At 37.4% G+C, this 17,777-nt stretch carries 13 protein-coding genes; 2 read left to right on the forward strand and 11 right to left on the reverse strand.

Annotation, left to right across the window (positions count from 1 at the left end; all coding sequences use genetic code 11):
• Window positions 1–314: 314 nt before the first annotated feature.
• Window positions 315–1,661 (reverse strand): MmgE/PrpD family protein, encoded by a 1,347-nt coding sequence (locus QF028_RS16715; protein WP_429467046.1) that lies wholly within the window; start codon window positions 1,659–1,661, stop codon window positions 315–317.
• Between the two features lie 126 nt (window positions 1,662–1,787).
• Between QF028_RS16715 and QF028_RS16720 the strand changes: the two genes are divergently transcribed.
• Window positions 1,788–2,276 carry a hypothetical protein gene (locus QF028_RS16720; RefSeq protein ID WP_429472386.1) on the forward strand — a complete coding sequence of 163 codons (489 nt, stop codon included), beginning with the start codon at window positions 1,788–1,790 and terminating at the stop codon, window positions 2,274–2,276.
• Window positions 2,277–2,963: 687 nt separating this feature from the next.
• Here the strand turns inward: QF028_RS16720 and QF028_RS16725 are convergent.
• Window positions 2,964–3,476: a hypothetical protein gene (locus tag QF028_RS16725; RefSeq protein ID WP_429467048.1), complete on the reverse strand. Its 513-nt coding sequence runs from the start codon at window positions 3,474–3,476 to the stop codon at window positions 2,964–2,966.
• 167 nt (window positions 3,477–3,643) lie between these two features.
• Between QF028_RS16725 and QF028_RS16730 the strand changes: the two genes are divergently transcribed.
• Window positions 3,644–3,778, forward strand: a complete 135-nt coding sequence (locus QF028_RS16730) for a hypothetical protein (protein WP_429467050.1) — start codon at window positions 3,644–3,646, stop codon at window positions 3,776–3,778.
• Between the two features lie 133 nt (window positions 3,779–3,911).
• Here the strand turns inward: QF028_RS16730 and QF028_RS16735 are convergent, their stop codons facing one another.
• The 9 genes from QF028_RS16735 to QF028_RS16775 form a co-directional block, all read right to left on the reverse strand.
• Window positions 3,912–4,631: a hypothetical protein gene (locus QF028_RS16735; RefSeq protein ID WP_429467052.1), complete on the reverse strand. Its 720-nt coding sequence runs from the start codon at window positions 4,629–4,631 to the stop codon at window positions 3,912–3,914.
• A gap of 18 nt (window positions 4,632–4,649) precedes the next feature.
• The gene (locus QF028_RS16740; RefSeq protein WP_429472388.1) at window positions 4,650–5,804 is read right to left on the reverse strand and encodes a hypothetical protein; all 1,155 of its coding nucleotides are present in this window, start codon (window positions 5,802–5,804) and stop codon (window positions 4,650–4,652) included.
• 430 nt (window positions 5,805–6,234) lie between these two features.
• A complete protein-coding gene (locus QF028_RS16745) occupies window positions 6,235–6,438 on the reverse strand; it encodes an aspartyl-phosphate phosphatase Spo0E family protein (protein ID WP_429467054.1) in 204 nt (67 codons plus the stop codon).
• A 136-nt stretch (window positions 6,439–6,574) separates the two neighbouring features.
• On the reverse strand, window positions 6,575–9,895 hold the full coding sequence (locus tag QF028_RS16750; protein WP_429467056.1) for an immunoglobulin-like domain-containing protein: 3,321 nt from the start codon (window positions 9,893–9,895) through the stop codon (window positions 6,575–6,577).
• Window positions 9,896–9,962: 67 nt separating this feature from the next.
• Window positions 9,963–10,976, reverse strand: a complete 1,014-nt coding sequence (gene yjfF, locus QF028_RS16755) for a galactofuranose ABC transporter, permease protein YjfF (RefSeq protein WP_429467058.1) — start codon at window positions 10,974–10,976, stop codon at window positions 9,963–9,965.
• The gene (locus tag QF028_RS16760; RefSeq protein WP_429467060.1) at window positions 10,954–12,036 is read right to left on the reverse strand and encodes an ABC transporter permease; all 1,083 of its coding nucleotides are present in this window, start codon (window positions 12,034–12,036) and stop codon (window positions 10,954–10,956) included. Before QF028_RS16760 ends, yjfF begins: the two co-directional genes overlap by 23 nt.
• Window positions 12,026–13,558: a sugar ABC transporter ATP-binding protein gene (locus tag QF028_RS16765; protein ID WP_429467062.1), complete on the reverse strand. Its 1,533-nt coding sequence runs from the start codon at window positions 13,556–13,558 to the stop codon at window positions 12,026–12,028. Before QF028_RS16765 ends, QF028_RS16760 begins: the two co-directional genes overlap by 11 nt.
• 80 nt (window positions 13,559–13,638) lie before the next feature.
• Window positions 13,639–14,640 (reverse strand): ABC transporter substrate-binding protein, encoded by a 1,002-nt coding sequence (locus tag QF028_RS16770; protein ID WP_429467064.1) that lies wholly within the window; start codon window positions 14,638–14,640, stop codon window positions 13,639–13,641.
• 327 nt (window positions 14,641–14,967) lie between these two features.
• Entirely contained in the window at window positions 14,968–17,712 is a 2,745-nt protein-coding gene (locus tag QF028_RS16775; RefSeq protein WP_429467066.1) for a family 43 glycosylhydrolase, read from the reverse strand.
• Between the last annotated feature and the right edge of the window lie 65 nt (window positions 17,713–17,777).

Consider the following 17,777-nt stretch of genomic DNA (forward strand, 5'->3'; position numbering starts at 1 on the left):
ATTTCCAAATCGTTTATATTTATTTTCTTTTTTTGTTTTGGGTGTTGAATATCAGCAATAAAACCTCTTACCCTAGTTTCAATGATATCGATAATAATTCACCTACTTTAATCTCTTAGTGTCATAGAAATAGACTCCTACTACCCAATTTGGATATCCTTTTATTATAAACTAGTTGAGTTATGGTTGGTAATTGAAATTTTCTTGATATAATGTTGTCTGCATAGAGATTTGGAGTCAATCAACGACAACAAAAAGGATCAGTCCCCCAAAGGAGTAATACTTTACTCCTTTGGGGGACTGATCCTTAAGAACTAATGAATAATCATTGGTAATCTATTCACTTCATCAAAATCTAGATTATTGATTAACGTATCCCACAGCATTTCAGGATCGGCTACGTTTGCATACTGACAACATTCGATAAACTTCTTCTTAACTTCATCAAACGATGTTTCAGGGTAAATCCGTTCTATATGTCTTTTTGTACCTTTAGCGGTTACTATCTTAATATCACCTAAAGGAATTCCAGGCGTATCAGCCTGTGTTTGCTCAATTTTTATACGATTAGATAAATCTAACACTTCGGTATCCATAAGGGCCCTCTCCGTCAAATTATTCAAGTGAACACTCCCATGCACAAATGTAAATGCCACAATAAAGGGAATACTAAATTTAGCATCTTGTAATGTTTTAGGATGACAACGATCCGCAAGTGGTTGACATAACATATTCGCTGTTTCATTTACCCCTATCACAATTTGGTCAATTTCATCATGCCTACAATGGGTCCGAAGTACAAGGGCAGATTTAATAAAGGGATGTGAGTAACGACAGCTAGGATAAAGTTTAATAGATGTATCGGAAAACGCCCATGTTTCAGAGTTCAATAATACGCTTCGTTGTTTTTCATTTAAATTCTTCCCAAAATAATTTAGAAAGAGACCCGTCTTCCCATCCAGACAACTTGCAGGTGCTGTCACCCCTTCTCGGGCTAATAATGCTGCTTGAACACCTCCCATTGATGAAAATGCCGGATAAATTGATCTAGCTTGGGAACCAGTACCAACACCGGGTTCCTTACCGCCAGCTACTTGCATATATGCCAGTCCTAAGGCGTTAACTAACTCATTATCATCTAATCCAAGGACCAGTCCAGCAGTTATGGCTGCACCTAAATAACCAAACAGTTGACTTAAGAACCATTTGGAATCCGTACCAGTACCCCTGGGTTCGATTGCATATCCCAGTCGACACAATAACTCGTTTCCTAGTGCAACTACAGTAATAAGATCCGTACTCCTTGAATCCTCAGCGTCAGCAGCTGCTAATGCGGCAGCTAATGTAATAGGGGTTGGAAGGATTCTAGCTAAATCATTAATATCATCATAGTCTAAAGCATGTGCTAAAGCCGTATTAGCAAATGCAGCATAGGCTGGAGGTAATCGATGCTCACTTCCTATTACTCGACCCGCCCCACCTTTTACACCAATAGAAAGACCCGCTATAGATTTTAAAGCGATAGGTGCTCCTTTATAAGAAGCTAAGGAAATGGCAATTGTATCGCATATATGAAGAATCACCTTTTCACGAATTTCCTCTGGCAATCCTTTTTTCTGTCTTTGACGAATAGCATGTACAATCTCATGGCTTAATGACAAAATAGCTCCTCCTAGTGTTAATTTATGTTACTTTAAGTTAGGTCATATGATCATCTAGGTGCGAAAGTTTGGTTATTATCTACAGGTCTGATTCAATATTTATAATTTTCCGAAAACTGAATGTAAATTTTTTCAACTTCCTATGACTATTATATTAGTGATTTTTTTACAGGTCAAAATGGTGAAGGTGAAGGCTGTTATAAATTAATATCTGTAGAAAACGGATTGGGAGCATTAGTAAATTTCGTGGTGTCACCCACAACTTACTTTGTTGACCATGTAATGGTGGCAGTAGGAGATCACGTGACTGGATATTATGACGGAAATGCACCTGCTCTACTTATTTACCCTCCACAATATCAAGCACTTATCATGGTAAAAGATAGCCCATATCAGAATGTAAAAGTAGATTATTTTAATAGTGAGTTGGAGAGTAGTGATGGACAATTACGATTAAATATTTCTCCATATACTCAAATAGTATTAACAAATGGGCAACTCTTTTCAAGAACCCCTGCGAACAGAGATCTAATTGTTATATACGGACCTGCCACAAAAAGTATCCCCGCCCAAACCACACCCTATAGAATTATAGTTTTGTGTTTACGGTTATAATAGAAAATTCCTGTTTAGAATATTAATTGGTATATAAAAACACAAAAGACTCGTCCATTTTGTTCTAAGACCAAAGCACCCGTTTTCCATCCTTGCAGCCAAGATTTCCACTACAGAGGATCGAATATAATGCGAAATTCTGGTTCAGCTAAACTGCTTATTAACACAACAAGGAGCTGCCAAATGGCAACTCCTTTCTTTGCACCCGTTGATAAAGATTAAGGTATATTTTCTCCAATTTCTTTATCATTGTGATTTAAACAAAAAGGAAATCTTTGTTAGTCTATAAAACAAAAAAATTTCTCATATTTAATAGAATTTAATAAAAAATAGCAGAACGAAATACAGACTTTACCTTCCAAAATAAAGCATTATTCTTAATATGAAGGACGTTCTTTCCATTATAACTATTTATCGCCTTCGTTTTTGTTTCAATAACATGAACAAAGTCTTGAATAATATCATTTAACGTCATCTGACTAGTATCTTTTCCCAGAATGATAGAAGTATTAAATATTCCAAAATATGAGAGCAAGATAAGGATATTAGAAGGCCAGCATTGAAAATAATCAAATTGTTGAACTATATTTTAATTACGTTCCACAATGGTGGCTACCATTGCCCCTTCAGTGGTAGGATATATATATTATATGTACATTGTAAATATAATAGCGAAAATTCGCTGTTCTACTTAAACAAATTAAATGCCACTTTTGTGTTGGATTCAAATAAATCCATAAATCCTTTTTGTGCAGTTTTAAATTGATTTACAGCCTCTTCACGAATCTTTCTTTGCTGTTCGATACTATTTTTAATCGATTGTTGGAACTGCCCTTGTGACTGATTTAATAAATTTAAACTTTCTTTGTATGGAGTGGAGGTTAACTGTTGAACACGGTTATTTATTTCATCTAGTTGAGCATACCACTTTTCGAAAGTTTGGCTTGCTTGTTCACCGTAAACTGTTTCAACATTTTGCATTACATAATCGCGAACATCTGCAATTAATTTTTTCTGTTGTTCTTGGATAAAGTCCATTCCTTCAGCAATTTTCTCCAATGATTCTTTTTGTGTTGTAAATGCTTGAAGCAAAAGATTTTCTATTTCTTTTTGAGAATCGGTCACCTTGTCCAAACTGTTTGTCCAAATGTTTAATAGAGATTCACCAAAATTAGTAACGAACTCATTGTTTAATTCCATTATAAAAAGCCTCCTAATTAATAAAAAACACTATATGTAATTTACACCTATATGAGAAGCTTGTCAATTAGTTATTTTATAAAGTATATACTTTTTCTTCACATATTTACCCTAACTTTTCTGCTGAAAGAGATCATATTGCCCAGCCGCACCTGGTGGAAGCGTTAATGAAAGTAATATACAGCAAAGATAAAACGCATATTTCTCTTCCAACCGGACAAGTATCTGTAGCATTTGGCTCTAAAGCAACAAAAGTCACTTATCCAACAATAGGAGATTGGCTGGAACAACGGTCAGATTAACAAAGATTTTAGGATTTGCAAACTTTTTGTGGAGTACAGAAGTTGGTTCCTTCTTCCGTTTACAACGAACGTCCAAGAGGAATCTCTTGGACGTTTTATTAAAGTAGCAGAGCATCACTCCGCTATTTCATATTTAAAAATCCATATCTATGACTTCTTCAATAGTCCCTTTTACTCGATCACTTTCGAGTAATTGTCCTTCTTTAATATCCGTCACTACCTCCGCAGGTTCTACAGGAGGATTTTGCTTATTTGGATTGGAAGGAACATCAGGACGGAAAGCAAGCTCATTTTTAAGCAAGCTAATTTCATCTAATAAATCGCTTCGAAGGGAGTTTAACAACGTTTGGAATTCTTCCTTGTCTAATTTTTGCTCACCGAGTTTCTTTACAAAATTCCGCAGCTCGTATGCTTGCCCGGATCCAATCTCATTAGGATCTACAACAACACGTGAAGCGAATTCTTGTTTAAGTAGGTTGATCTTACCTAAAAATTCTTTACGAAGTGTATCCAATACAGTTATGGTCTCTTCTTCTTTGTCCAATTTTTCTACATCTTGCTCAACAAGCTTCGTTATATAATCCTCCAGCTCATTTTCTTTTGCCTTTTGCTCAAGAATTGAATGGACCTTTGGAGAAATTTTCGAAGTTTCTAAAGTAAACATTATACGTTGGTCCTTACTTCCTGATTCCTTATTCATTAATTTGCCCACATCCGTTTGGAGATTAACAGCAGTTAAAAAAAGGCTCGATAGTGCGTAAAATGGTGCAATCATCTGTGCACCTAGATGTGAATACATATTGTCTAATCCGAAAGCAGACTTCTCCCCATGAAGATAATCTTTGTTGCTCATATGTTCTCCTCCCTCTTCTTAGGCGAAAACTACGTTTGTTTCATGCCTGCTTATTATTTCTAGACCGTATAAATTTAATTTTCTTGTATCTTGAAGGAATAGATGATGTTGCTCTCTAATTTCGACTCCATACCTTATATCGATCGATTCTTGGATGAATTGTTTCAGGATGCCGGCAATTCCACCAATATAAACATATTTATAGACCTTATCTTTAGGTGACGGGAATGTGTTTTCAATTTTCGTTATTAAAATTTGCGTGTACTCCCTTAATGACTCATGGATTTGCTCAGTGAGATCAACCTTTTTACCGCTATTTCCATCCCTCTGCTCCATTTTTGTTTTTTCAATGTTATTGATAATGAATTCTTCTAGTGAACGAACATCATCAAAGTACTCCAGTAACTTTTCACTTCTTAGTTTCTCAATGTGTTTTAGATACGAAATGTCGGCGAAGCAATTTAATGATTCCCTGCTCTTAGGAGCTTGAAGTCCTGCTTGAAGCAACGCAAGATCAACAGTCCCTCCTCCTAAATCCACAATTAGAGTTTCAAAGTTTAGAAATGAATTTGCTTCCTCTCGATCTTGTAAATCAAAATCTTTTTTAATTGCCCAACGAGCAACTTCACTTTCAATCCGGCATTTGCTTGTTTCGACATGAATGGATACAACTCTTTCAAATCCTGGTGTTAAAATCGTTACTTGGTGCTCCCCTTCAAATCGGCTTGCCATTTTATTTTGCATATCACTGAACTTGTTCGTTTTCTTAAGCAACCAAATTGGAAGCATAGTAGAAAAATAATTAATGTTCACTCGTTTATCTTCTTTGTCGTTTCCTTTTAATACATTGTAATAAGCAACTGACGCCAGGAACATCACATAGGGAATCTCAGATTCCGTTTTATCATGAAGTTTGTTGATATGACTGTTTCCTAACACTTGTTTTTCCGCTGAATCGCCCACCAAATAATATTTCTCAACACCGTCTATCGTAGTTGAAATGAGTAAACTTTGAAGAAGGGATTGGGGATCATGGAAGGTAGACGGAAAGTGGCCGTCTGCCTTTTCCCTCGTTATTTCTACTACATTTGTAGGAATTTCAAAATAATAACCGTCCACAAGGGTTTGAAAGACCGAATTACCAAAATCGACATTTTGCCGTTTTATATCCATTATTTCTCCTCTTTTCATGTTTTTTCCTCATAATGATTATATATTCTTCTCTATTATTTGTCTAAAGTTGTTTATAAATTAAGATTAGTGAATAAATACATTAGCGGACTAGTTAAATAAAACTAAATATTAACAATAAATAATTTACTTGATTTATATAATTTCGGTAAATTATTTACCGATTATCATAAAATTAACACACATTGTTTTTTTGCCATAAAAAAATCCCCTCCAATTAAAAGGGGGTAATATCACTATGGATTTATATTAAAATTTTTTAACTACACATTAACTCTTCTGTTCCGTAATCAACACTAATAGAATACTTTACCTTCTGAGTCATCCTATCACTAAATAATCAGTATATGAGTATATATAATTATTAAAGTTATTAAACCCTGTAATTTTACAGAATGCTTCCTACTAATTGTTAAAACCTGACTACTGGTTTGTATTTAGGTACTTTGGGTATATTTATTGAATTTTTTTGAAAAAACAGAATTTCTTTATCTAACTTTTGACTTATAGATAATACATGCGGATCATTTAGTCCACTTACTTTTGCTAAGTCATACATCGCCTGCTGGTATTCCATTATTTTCTTTTCGGTTTGTACCAATTTAAACAGTAACACGTACCGTACCTCCTTTTTCTCCTTTCATTATGTCTTGATTTAATTTGGTTTTCCTGTTTATGGGCACTCGTAATCATTAATTCATAACGTATTTAACTACATGTTCACTATAAAAAAATTCCTAACTGATGTATTTTCATTTAAATAAGAGATTATCCATCAAATCAATCAAAATATTTGCCTGTTGTTCAGTAATTGCTTTCCCGCTTTGGGCTGACAATTCATTTACGTACGCCTTAAGTTTACCGTCTACGGCCTGTTTGTTACCTTTAGCGGCCGCTTCTTTTGCCGACTGGAGTTTTGCAACAAGTGAATGCGACACCCCATCCTTACTTACAAAAGATTGGGTCAATCGGCTTAAACTATCAAAATCAACAGTTACGGTAAACTTATTTTCAGCTACTGCTGTATTCCCCGCCTTGTCAGTAGCCGAAGCTGAGATTGTATGAACACCAATGCCGAAGTTATACGCATATCCTTCAGTACTAGGGCAATTAGAGGAATCAACCCCTGACCCTTCATCCGATATACTACAGGAAATCGCTATCTTTGCATCAACAGGATACGTACCTTCATTACCGATAAATTGAATCAAAGGAGCAGTCGTATCAAGTATTATTTTTTGTTGATACGTTTCACTTACATTTCCAGCATGGTCGTTAAATTCAACATAAACTGTTTTCTCCCCATCTCTTGAAGGCAAGGTGAATTCTTTAACTGTCTTATACGCTTCCCACTCTGTCCAGTCCTTAGCATTCGTGGAAAAGCGAACCTGGTTCACTCCGCTTAAATCATCTTTTGCTTCAAGCAATAGAGTCACATTCGGATCTTTTGTAAATTCCGCACCAGTATTAATCGTAAAATGCCCTTCTGGACGTGTTAAGTCCTTCTGTTTCTCTACGATGACCTCACTAACAGCCATATTACCACCATCGACTGTTGTTACACTAATCTTTGCAGTACCTTCTTTTTTCGCAGTAACTTTACCCGTTTCATCCACTACTGCTACTTCTTCATTATTACTGGACCATAGAACATCTTTATTGACAACACTCTCAGGTGTTACTGTTGCAGTCAACTGTGCAGCTTTTCCTTCTGCTAACTCCAATTTTTCCTTATCCACAGTAACGCGTGGTACTTGTTGAACGGGCTCTTGCTTCTTGACTGTTGGAACATTTGCAAGTAATGCTTCATGTTCCCGTTTTGTAATCGGCATTACGGTTCCATGGCGAGGGCGTGCTGGTAAACTATAGTTTGTTGACATCTTCCACTCACCAGACTGTAAATTGGTTGTTTCAAAAGGAACATACCCTCTACCGCCAAATTCATCAATAAACATATACCACTTTTCTTCCGTATTCGATTTAAAAATGGTAGGTCCTTCACCTGCACCGATTGATCCTTTTCCAATCCCTTCTTTAATAAGATCAAAAGTAGGATCAAGAACCGAATCCCCAACTTCTCCAAAAACAAATTTACCGTTTGGTGAAGATGTCGTGTTGTTTCTTTCATCTTTTGTAAAACGATAGATTTTTCCGTCATCCTTAATGATGGTGGTATCAATAACTGAATATCCATAATCCATATAAACTTTTGGTTCCGTAAACGTATGGAAATCTCTTGTTTTGCTATACATCATTTTGTTGTAAGTAGAGCCGCTATGCGCTTCATTGTCATACAATTTGGAAGCCCAGAACACAATATACTCACCAGTCGTGTCATCATACGTAACTTCCGGAGCCCATGTATTTCCAGCCTCTTTTGGAGATACTTCTACCATTCTTTGCTCTGACCAATTAATTAAATCAGTAGATTCCCACACCATTATAGAGCGGCTGCCTGTCCTTTGGGATCTGTCCCAATTCCAATCTCCATTAATTTTTAAATCTGTGGAAATTAAATAGAACTTATCACCTTCAGGGGAACGAATGATAAATGGATCTCTAAGTCCTTTTTCACCCAAATTAGAAGTGATTGCTGGCGCCCCATTGTTTAACTCCTGCCATTTAAGTGGATTGTTTCCTTCACTTAAGGCAAAATAAATTTGTTCACCATTCGAATAACCTTCTCCTGTAAAATAACTGAAGACGTATCCTTCATAGTTCTCCTTTTTCGGCATTTCTTTCACTTTAGCTAAAAATGCTTTTGTGATTGATTCCTTGTGTAATGTGAGAGTTGCTGTCAATTTAACCATTTTATCTCCTACACCATTTCCAGGACGTTTCACTTCTCCAGTTGGTGTAATGATGGAAGGGTCAGTTGATTTCCATGTGATCATAGAACCATTAGCTCCCGATTTCGGTAAAGTTAGATTGCCGCGAACATCATTAATGTTATGAACTTTCAAATCCTCTGCATCCATTCGAACGGTCACTGAATCTTGAGGTTTCTTTAATACAGTAACGGTAAATTCTTTTGTCAAAGTCTTTGTACCTTCCAATATAGTAGCTATAATTCCTACCGATTGGTCACCATTTTCATAAGAAGGTCTATTAACTTTACCATCATTTGTAATAATGTTTTGATTTTGTGATTCCCAAGTGATGGATGTTCCAAATGCCCCATTTTTAGGGAAAGATAAATCCGAATTAATTTCGTCTTTGTTTTGGTTCTGATTGATAAAAATGGAGTAATCTAATTTTTCAGCAGCGTGATTTAGCAGTAGTCCATCCATGGCAGCAATTTTTTTATCAGCTTCTTCTTTTAGTTTACTTACTTCTGTTGCTGTCAAAGCTCCATCAAACACTTTAAAATCTGCGATCATTCCTCCAAAATACGGGTCAGAAGAATAAAATGAACGCCCAATAAAACCACTTCTTCCATTAACATTGTTGATTTGTGCTAATGTATAACCGTTTGTAGAACCAGTACCCACTTCAACCCCATCAATGTACAGCTTTATCGTTTTTTCTACACCTGACATAACAGTAGTTATCAACTTCCATTCACTCGACTTTAATGGCCCATTTGTCGCATTTACACCTGCTTCATTCATCCAGCTTGTTATCCCGAGTCCTGCTCTTGAAGAGCGGTCACCCGAGTTACGCTTCGGCGTCGTAAACAAATATTTGTTACTGTCCTGACCTAACGCATATAACCATTCGGCTTCATTAACACCCTTCCAATTCACCAAAGAAGAAACGGTGATACTATCCAAATTATTTAAGACACCTTTAGGCATTTCAATATATGAACTAGTAGAACCGCCTTTAAAGCTTATAACTCCTGCATCTGTCCCCTTAATAAGGTCAGCGTTTTGGAAATTCACCAGCTTTCCATCAAAATTCCCAGTGCTATCTTTAACTGTTGTACCTTCAATATTGTTCATATCATAATCAAGAATTAACTTTACTTCTTTTGGTTCCTCAGCAAATGTGGATTTCGGAACTATTCCTGATACGGCATTAAAGAGCATGAAGGTTAATAAAAAAGTTGAAAGCCTTTTCCTCTTGTTCATGTTTCCCCTCCTGATCAAAATGGTTTTATTATAGTAAATTCACTTCAGATTTCCCTCTATCGTTGATTCAGGTAGCGAGTGCTTTTCTTTCTTTTCTTTTAATAATCGTTTTGTTTCTTTCACTCTGAATGACGATTATGCGTTGAAGTACGATAAAAACAAACAATAAGACTCCAATTACAATTCTTGTCCACCATGAACTGAGTGTACCTTCAAACATGATAATGGTTTGAATTACTCCCATACTCAGCACGCCAAACATTGGACCAACAACATATCCATACCCGCCGGTTAAAAGGATTCCACCTATGACACATGCTGCAATGGCATCCATTTCTAGACCTAATGCGTGAAGCCCATATCCAGACAACATGTAGAAGGTGAAAACCAAGCCTCCGAGGGCAGAACTAAAGCCACTGATAGCGTATATAAGAATTTTAGTTCTTACAACAGGCAGTCCCATAAGCATAGCCGATTGTTCGTTTCCACCAATGGCGTAAACAGTCCGACCAAACTCTGTATATTTAGCCACATACATGGCTGCCAATACAAACACAATACTAATCAATACACTAATGGAAATAAAATATTGGCCACCCAGCATAATCTTATAGTGAGATATCTTGGTAAATAAAGGATCTGTGATAGTAATAGATTCAATGCTAATAAAATAACAAAGTCCTCTGGCCAAAAACAAACCTGCTAATGTAACAATCCAAGGATGCAATTGAAAACGCTGAATGATGTATCCTTGTGCAAATCCAAATATGATTCCCATTAAAAGAACTACAACCATAACAATAACCGGGTTTGCACCTTTCTGAAGCATACTTGCGGACACCATAGTGGTTAGCGCAACAACCGATCCTACTGACAAATCGATTCCACCAGATAATATGACAAATACTAATCCTGTAGCAATGATGATTAAAAAAGCATTGTCGATAAATAGATTCAGAAAGACTTGCGATGATAAAAAGCCCGTATAACGAAAAGAACCTACACTAAATAAGGAAAGAAATAGAATGATGGTCGAAATTAACGTGATATTTAATTGACTAACTCGCAGCATGTTTCTCATTGGATTGAATTACTCCCTTCTTACGCTTGCTGCCCATTTTTAAGATAAATAAGCTTCTGAATTTTTCCGATTGTACAAGCGATACAATAATTACTACAATTGCTTCCACCACGAGTATACTTTCAGGAGGAACTCCAGTGGAATAAATTGTTGTTTTTAACATTTGAAGGAAAAGAGCACCGATAATGGTACCTGATAGGAAAAACCTTCCACCGTTCATTGAAGTACCACCAATGACGACTGCTAATATTGCATCTAACTCCATCCATAATCCAGCGTTATTTCCATCTGCACTCTTCACATTCGAACTAATCAAGATTCCTGCGATCCCTGCGCACAAACCACAGATTACATAAGCCCAGAAGATGATCTTCTTCGAATTAATCCCAGTAAATCGGCTGGATTCCATGTTTCCTCCTACCGACTCTAAAAACAATCCCATTGCGGTTTTTCTCATAAGCAAGTAAACTAGTAACCCCAATACAGCGGCAACAAAAATAGCAAACGGTATTCCTAAAAAGTATCCACCACCAAAAAAGCTAAACGGTTTATAGTAGACAGTGATAATTTGTCCTTCACTGAACAGCTGCGCAATTCCCCGTCCAACTGTCATAAGGATAAGGGTGGCTACCATTGGTTGAACACCTATTTTAGACACCAATGCGCCATTCCACATTCCGCAAAGGACGGAAGCACCAAGGGCAGCAAGGATGGCTAGCGCCATAGGCGTATCACTTACATACTCTTGAACTCCATTGTTAACAACCAGAGTTCCTCCGATCAGGTAAGCTGCCATTGCACCTGATATCGCCACAACAGCTCCAACCGAGATATCCACACCAGCTGTTGCAATAACTAAGGTCATACCAATAGATACAATAATAAGCGGAGCCGCCCGATTTAATATGTCAATTATGGTTCCAAATAAATGACCATTCTTGATTTCGATGTTAAAAAAACCTGGTATAAAAAAATAATTAAATATAAGTAATGCTAAGAGGGCCATTAAAGGCCAAAATACCTTTAAATGCCTCAGTTTATTCCATTGATTAAGAAACATTTGCGCCAGCTCCTGCTATAGTTTTCATAATAATACTTTCTGATATATTCTCTCCGCGAAGCTGTCCAATCGGAGAACGGTCACGCAAAACAATTACCCGATCGCAACAAGCTACTAATTCTTCCAATTCGGAGGAAATAAGCAAAACCGTCATACCATCATTAGCAAGTGTTCGTATTAATTTTTGAATTTCCGTCCGAGTTCCTACATCAATTCCACGAGTAGGTTCATCTAGTATAAGCAATTTCGGATTGGTTGCCAGCCATCTGCCAAGAATCACTTTTTGTTGATTACCTCCACTTAGATTTCTGATTTGTTGTTCCATAGATGGGGTAGCTATTCGCAGCATTTTAATATATTTATTAGCGATTTCCTCTTGTTCTTTTCTAGAGATATAATTGAATATGCCTCTTTTAGCCTGAAGAGCAAGAATCATGTTTTCCCTGATAGTTAATTCTCCAATGATGCCCTCTTTTTTACGATCTTCCGGACAAAATCCCATCCCTTGTTGTATAGCTTTTTTAGGATACATGGCCGAAATCTTTTTTTCATCTATATAAATGACACCATCGTCTGCTTTATCAATTCCAAATATCAGTCTAGCAATTTCAGACCTGCCGGAACCAAGTAAACCAGCAAGACCAAGTACTTCCCCTTTTTTCATTTCCAGATCAAATGGCTCTATCGTACCTTTTTTTCCTAGACTGACAGCTTTTAAGAAATGTTCTTCCTTTTTCTTTAATGAAGAAACTATACTTTTGTTTTGTTTGCTGTGTTCTTTTTCATCGATTTCTCTACCAACCATTTTAGTTACTAATTCTATCCTAGATAATTCACTCGTTTTGTACTCGCCAATGAGTTTACCGTTCCGAAGGACTGTGATACGATCCGTTATTTCATAAACTTGATCTAAGAAATGTGTGACAAATACGATTCCCATTCCTTCATCACGCAACTTACGCATGATCTTAAACAACTGTTTTACTTCGTTTTCATCCAAACTCGCGGTCGGTTCATCCAAGATTAATACACCTGCTGAAATATCAACTGCGCGAGCAATCGCAATCATTTGTTGAATGGCAACAGAGTAAGAAGAGAGTAATTTAGTCGGATCAATATCGAGATTTACTCGCTTCAGGATTTCTTGTGATTCTTGGTTCATTAACTTCCAATCGATTCTGCCGCCTTTTTTCGGTGGTCTGCCAATAAAAATATTTTCTGCTACTGTCAAATTAGGGCATAAATTCACTTCCTGGTAAACGGTGCTGATTCCAATATTTTGGGCATCTAGCGGAGATTTCGGCTCAATGTTCTGTTCGTCGAAAAGGATGGTACCTCCATCTAAATTGTGGACTCCGGTTAGCACTTTAATTAACGTTGATTTACCTGCACCGTTTTCACCCATGAGAGCATGAACTTCTCCTTTACGAAGAGTAAAGTTAACGTCAGACAAAGCCTTCACTCCAGGAAAGGACTTTGTGACACCTTCCATGTATAGAATTGGTTTCTCTTGTATGAACATTGTTTTAATGCTCCTTTTGTTTATTTTATGAGTAATATAGGAGTTCCCTAATAAGAGAGCTCCTATATCTAAAAAAGCTTTTAATATTGTCGATTAGGGAATTCCTTTGCTGCATTAGTTGTATCAAAGATGCCTTCTTCTGTCTTAATCCACTTTGGTAATTCTTTACCTGCTTTAACATCCTTAATGGCTTGCATCAACTGTTCTCCTAATAATGGGTTACATTCAATAGAGGCATTTAACTTGCCAGCCATCATCGCCTCAAAAGCACCTTTTACACCATCAACAGAAATGATTTTGATATCTTTCCCTGGAGTTAAGCCATATTCTTCGATCGCTTGAATTGCACCGATTGCCATATCGTCATTGTGAGAATATACAACATTGATATTTTTTCCATTAGACTTTAAGAATGCTTCCATTACTTCTTTACCCTTAGTACGGGTAAAGTCACCTGTTTGAGATTTAATAATTTTATAATTGGTATGATCTTTGATTATTTCTTCAAAACCAGCTTTTCGGTCAATGGCAGGAGCAGAACCTACCGTTCCTTGGAGCTCAACGATATTTACCGGCTTATCCGTTTTTACATTGTCCAACATCCATTGTGCCGCTTTCTTGCCTTCCTCAACGAAATCTGATCCAATCATCGTTTTATAAAGGGATGGATCGGCATCTACAGCACGGTCAGTTAATATAACAGGAATACCTGCTGTTTTCGCTTCTTGAAGAACTGTATCAAAACCTGTTTGAACAACAGGAGAGAAAGCGATTACATCCACCTTCTGAGCAATAAAAGAACGGATTGCTTTAATTTGGTTTTCCTGTTTTTGCTGGGCATCTGAGAACTTTAATTCAATTTGTGGGTCTTTTTCTGCACTTTCTTTGACTGACTTAGTATTAGCTGTTCTCCACTCGCTTTCAGCTCCTACTTGTGAAAAACCAACGACAATCTTCCCATCTTTCCCACCACTTGAACCACTACTCGCCTGTTGGTTGTTCCCGGCAGCACATCCTGTCATTAATGAGATCGTAGTTGCCGTTGAAATTAATGCAGTAAACAATTTTTTAAATTTTTTCATATGACTTCCCCCTTAATTAATTTGAATCTATGTTTATTATAAATAATTACTCTAGTGATGTATTTTCAATGAAATGCGTTTTTTTATAATATTCCGCTTTCTTTTTTACATTAGAAAATATAATATTTAAGTGATTATTTTTTTAAAAATAAAAAAATAGACCCTCAAACCTACTATTTAGTAGTTTTTGGGGTCTATTTAATGATCATTCTGGCTTATTTTAACAATCCTAATTCTTCAATTTGTTTGATGTCCTATGCGATAGATTGAGCCTACCCTATCATACAAAAAAATCAGGACTAGCATAGCTTAGCCCTGATTTTTTTATTATTGCAAAACTTTTGGTGACGATACAGGCTTTAGTGAAGAGGATTCAATTTCTTTTCCTTCCCACACAAAGACCTTCACTTTGTGACCATCCACTTTGGCAGGCATCTTCATGCTCAAAGAGAAAGAAGACTTAGAACCAGCTGCGATGCTTTGGGTCAGAGACTGGATGTCCACCAGTTGATTATCACTGTCGTACAGAGCCATTGTCACTAAAATAGACTGAGCAGTGCTCTTGTTGCTCGTAACCTGAACTTTAGCACTTAATTTTTCCTTCGGATGTAGTTGTTTTGAACTAAAATCAGTGACGACCGAAAATTCCGCATTGTCATCGACAGTCACATTCGCCTTTACTGAAATAGCAGGTCCAGGTACGGCTCCATCTACAGGAACACTTGAGAAATTCGGTGTACCATCAGCATTCCATGTTATTCTCTTCACCCTAGTATGCCGGTTTGGATCATACAGGGGATCCCCTTGAATATCTTTGTAGGAGCGGGCATGATAAACCAGGATATCCGTTTTCCCATCTTCCGCTACAGTAAAGGCATTATGTCCCGGTCCGTAAAGGCCCGTTGTTTCATCGCTTTTCAACACTGGTTCTGGCGATTTGTTCCATGACTTAGGATCTAATAGATCACTAGTATCCGAAGCGGTCAATAACCCCAAGCAATAGTTAGCATCGGTGGCGCTTGCAGAAAAAGTCATGAATATTTTTCCATTCCGCTTTAATACACTCGGTGCCTCATTGACCCAAAATCCCTGTCTTTCCCAAGCGTAATCCGGAGTGGAGATCATAACCGGTTTCCCTGTAATTGTCCATGGATTACTCATTTCAGCGATATAAAGATTCGAATTTCCGCCATCCTTCTGTGCCCAGGCGAAATAACGTTTGCCATTGTTCTCGAATGTGGTGGAATCTAAGGAAAAATTGGTGAAGGCCGTACTGCCTGCTGGTTTCTGCATCATGCCTTTTTCTGTCCATGTTCCTGTAAGTGGATTCGCATCTCCGCACTCGAGAACATATGGACGGATTTTCCAAATATCTTCCGCTGCTCCCGCTGCAAAGTAAATGTACCATTTTCCATCGATAAAATGGATTTCAGGAGCCCAAATATGCGCTCCCATATCCCCTGTAGCATGTTTGGTCCAAATTACTTTTTCCTCTGCTGTGGCAAGGCCCTGAAGAGTTTTTGCTCTCCGCAAAACTATGCGGTTATATTCAGGAACCGATGCTGTGAAATAATAATAGCCATCAGTATGCTTAAAAATGTGAGGATCTGCTCTTTGCTCAATCAATGGGTCAGTATATTCATAGGTTGTTGCCTCCCCTTTAACGGTAAAGGTTCCAGTTTTAGTATAATCTTGTTTGTTCACTTCTGCCCAATCCACATTAAGTGTTCCAGTGGATCCGTCACTATAATGTACATCTACAGTAGATGGAATCTGTGGCGCGGTGCCCTGTTTTGTCTTAACGTTCACCTCGTCAACTTTAGCAATCTTAGTAATACTTATATTGGCAACAGGCTGAATTTTGGTACCATAGACAGAGCCCTTGACTTCAAGTTTCCCAGTCTGTGAGAAATCATCATTTGAAATAGAGTTCCAATCTACATCAAGTTGCTCGGTATGACCATCATAATAGTGTACTGTTACCTTCTTAGGAAACTTAGGTGGGAAATCTACCATTGTTCTCAGATTTACGTCTTCAATAGATACGATATTGTCAGCCAGCACTGTGACCGTAAAGTTTTTCGTTTCTGAATACCCATTCCGGCTAATTGTCGCTGTCAAGGTAACACTTGCATCCTTTTGGTCTTTTGCAGGTCTTGTCACTACACCGGTATCGGAAATAACAGAAGGAGAATCCGATTTCCAAGAGATCGATACCCCATAGTCAGCAATCACAGGTAATTTTAAATCTTGAATTACTTTTGAAGTATCATCGACGCTCAATGTTCCTGCAATTTTCCCAACGGCTTCTTGATCCGTCATAGATTCAGAGACAACCTGCTGGATTTCTTCTCCACTCAATCCTCTATTATAGATGCGGAAATCACTCACTTTACCGTCAAAATAAGGATCAGGCCAATTCGATTTTCCAATATAGTTATAGGCGGTTTCTCCAAAATCAGATGGTTTCTTGGTTGTAGTTCCAGTCGCACCAACCTTGCCATTAACATAGATTGTGTAAGCTGTTCCTGATTTGCTGACAGCGATATGCGTCCATTCACTGACCTTCGGGGCACTCGGAGTGGCATCTGCCACTCGTCCTACTACATCCAAATACAGGTTTTCTGTAAGGAAAATTTTCCCTGCATTAGCTCCGGTTCCAAAATCAAAAATTCGAGTCCAATTTCCTGTTTTTGAATCCAGATATATCCATGTGGAGATGGTGAAATCATCCAGTGTACTCATAATACCTTTTGGCAATTGGACATATTGGCTTTTCGTATGCTCAAGATCAATACCGGTCCTGCCTGCCACTGTAGCCAAGGAAGCCCCGTTCATAACGGTGGCATCCTTGCCATGACCAGAGGCATCAGTTATTGATGTCCCGTTTAATTGATCGAATTTATACCAAGTTGTGAGACCTTCCTCCGTTACTGAAGTACTCCCAGTTGCCTGGTCAACAGTACTTGTTGTTTCTGGTGTTATTGTAGCTGCCCACGAAGGAATAATCGTTGTTGGAACCGACAAAAGTGTAACTGCCAGTACACAATGAATTGTTTTTTTTAACTTCATATTTAATCCCTCCTTATGATTCTTACATAAGATTGACTTTTTAGATTATTAGATTGTTTCTCCTA

This window comes from Neobacillus sp. B4I6, assembly GCF_050434045.1.
Classification (GTDB): domain Bacteria; phylum Bacillota; class Bacilli; order Bacillales; family Cytobacillaceae; genus Neobacillus.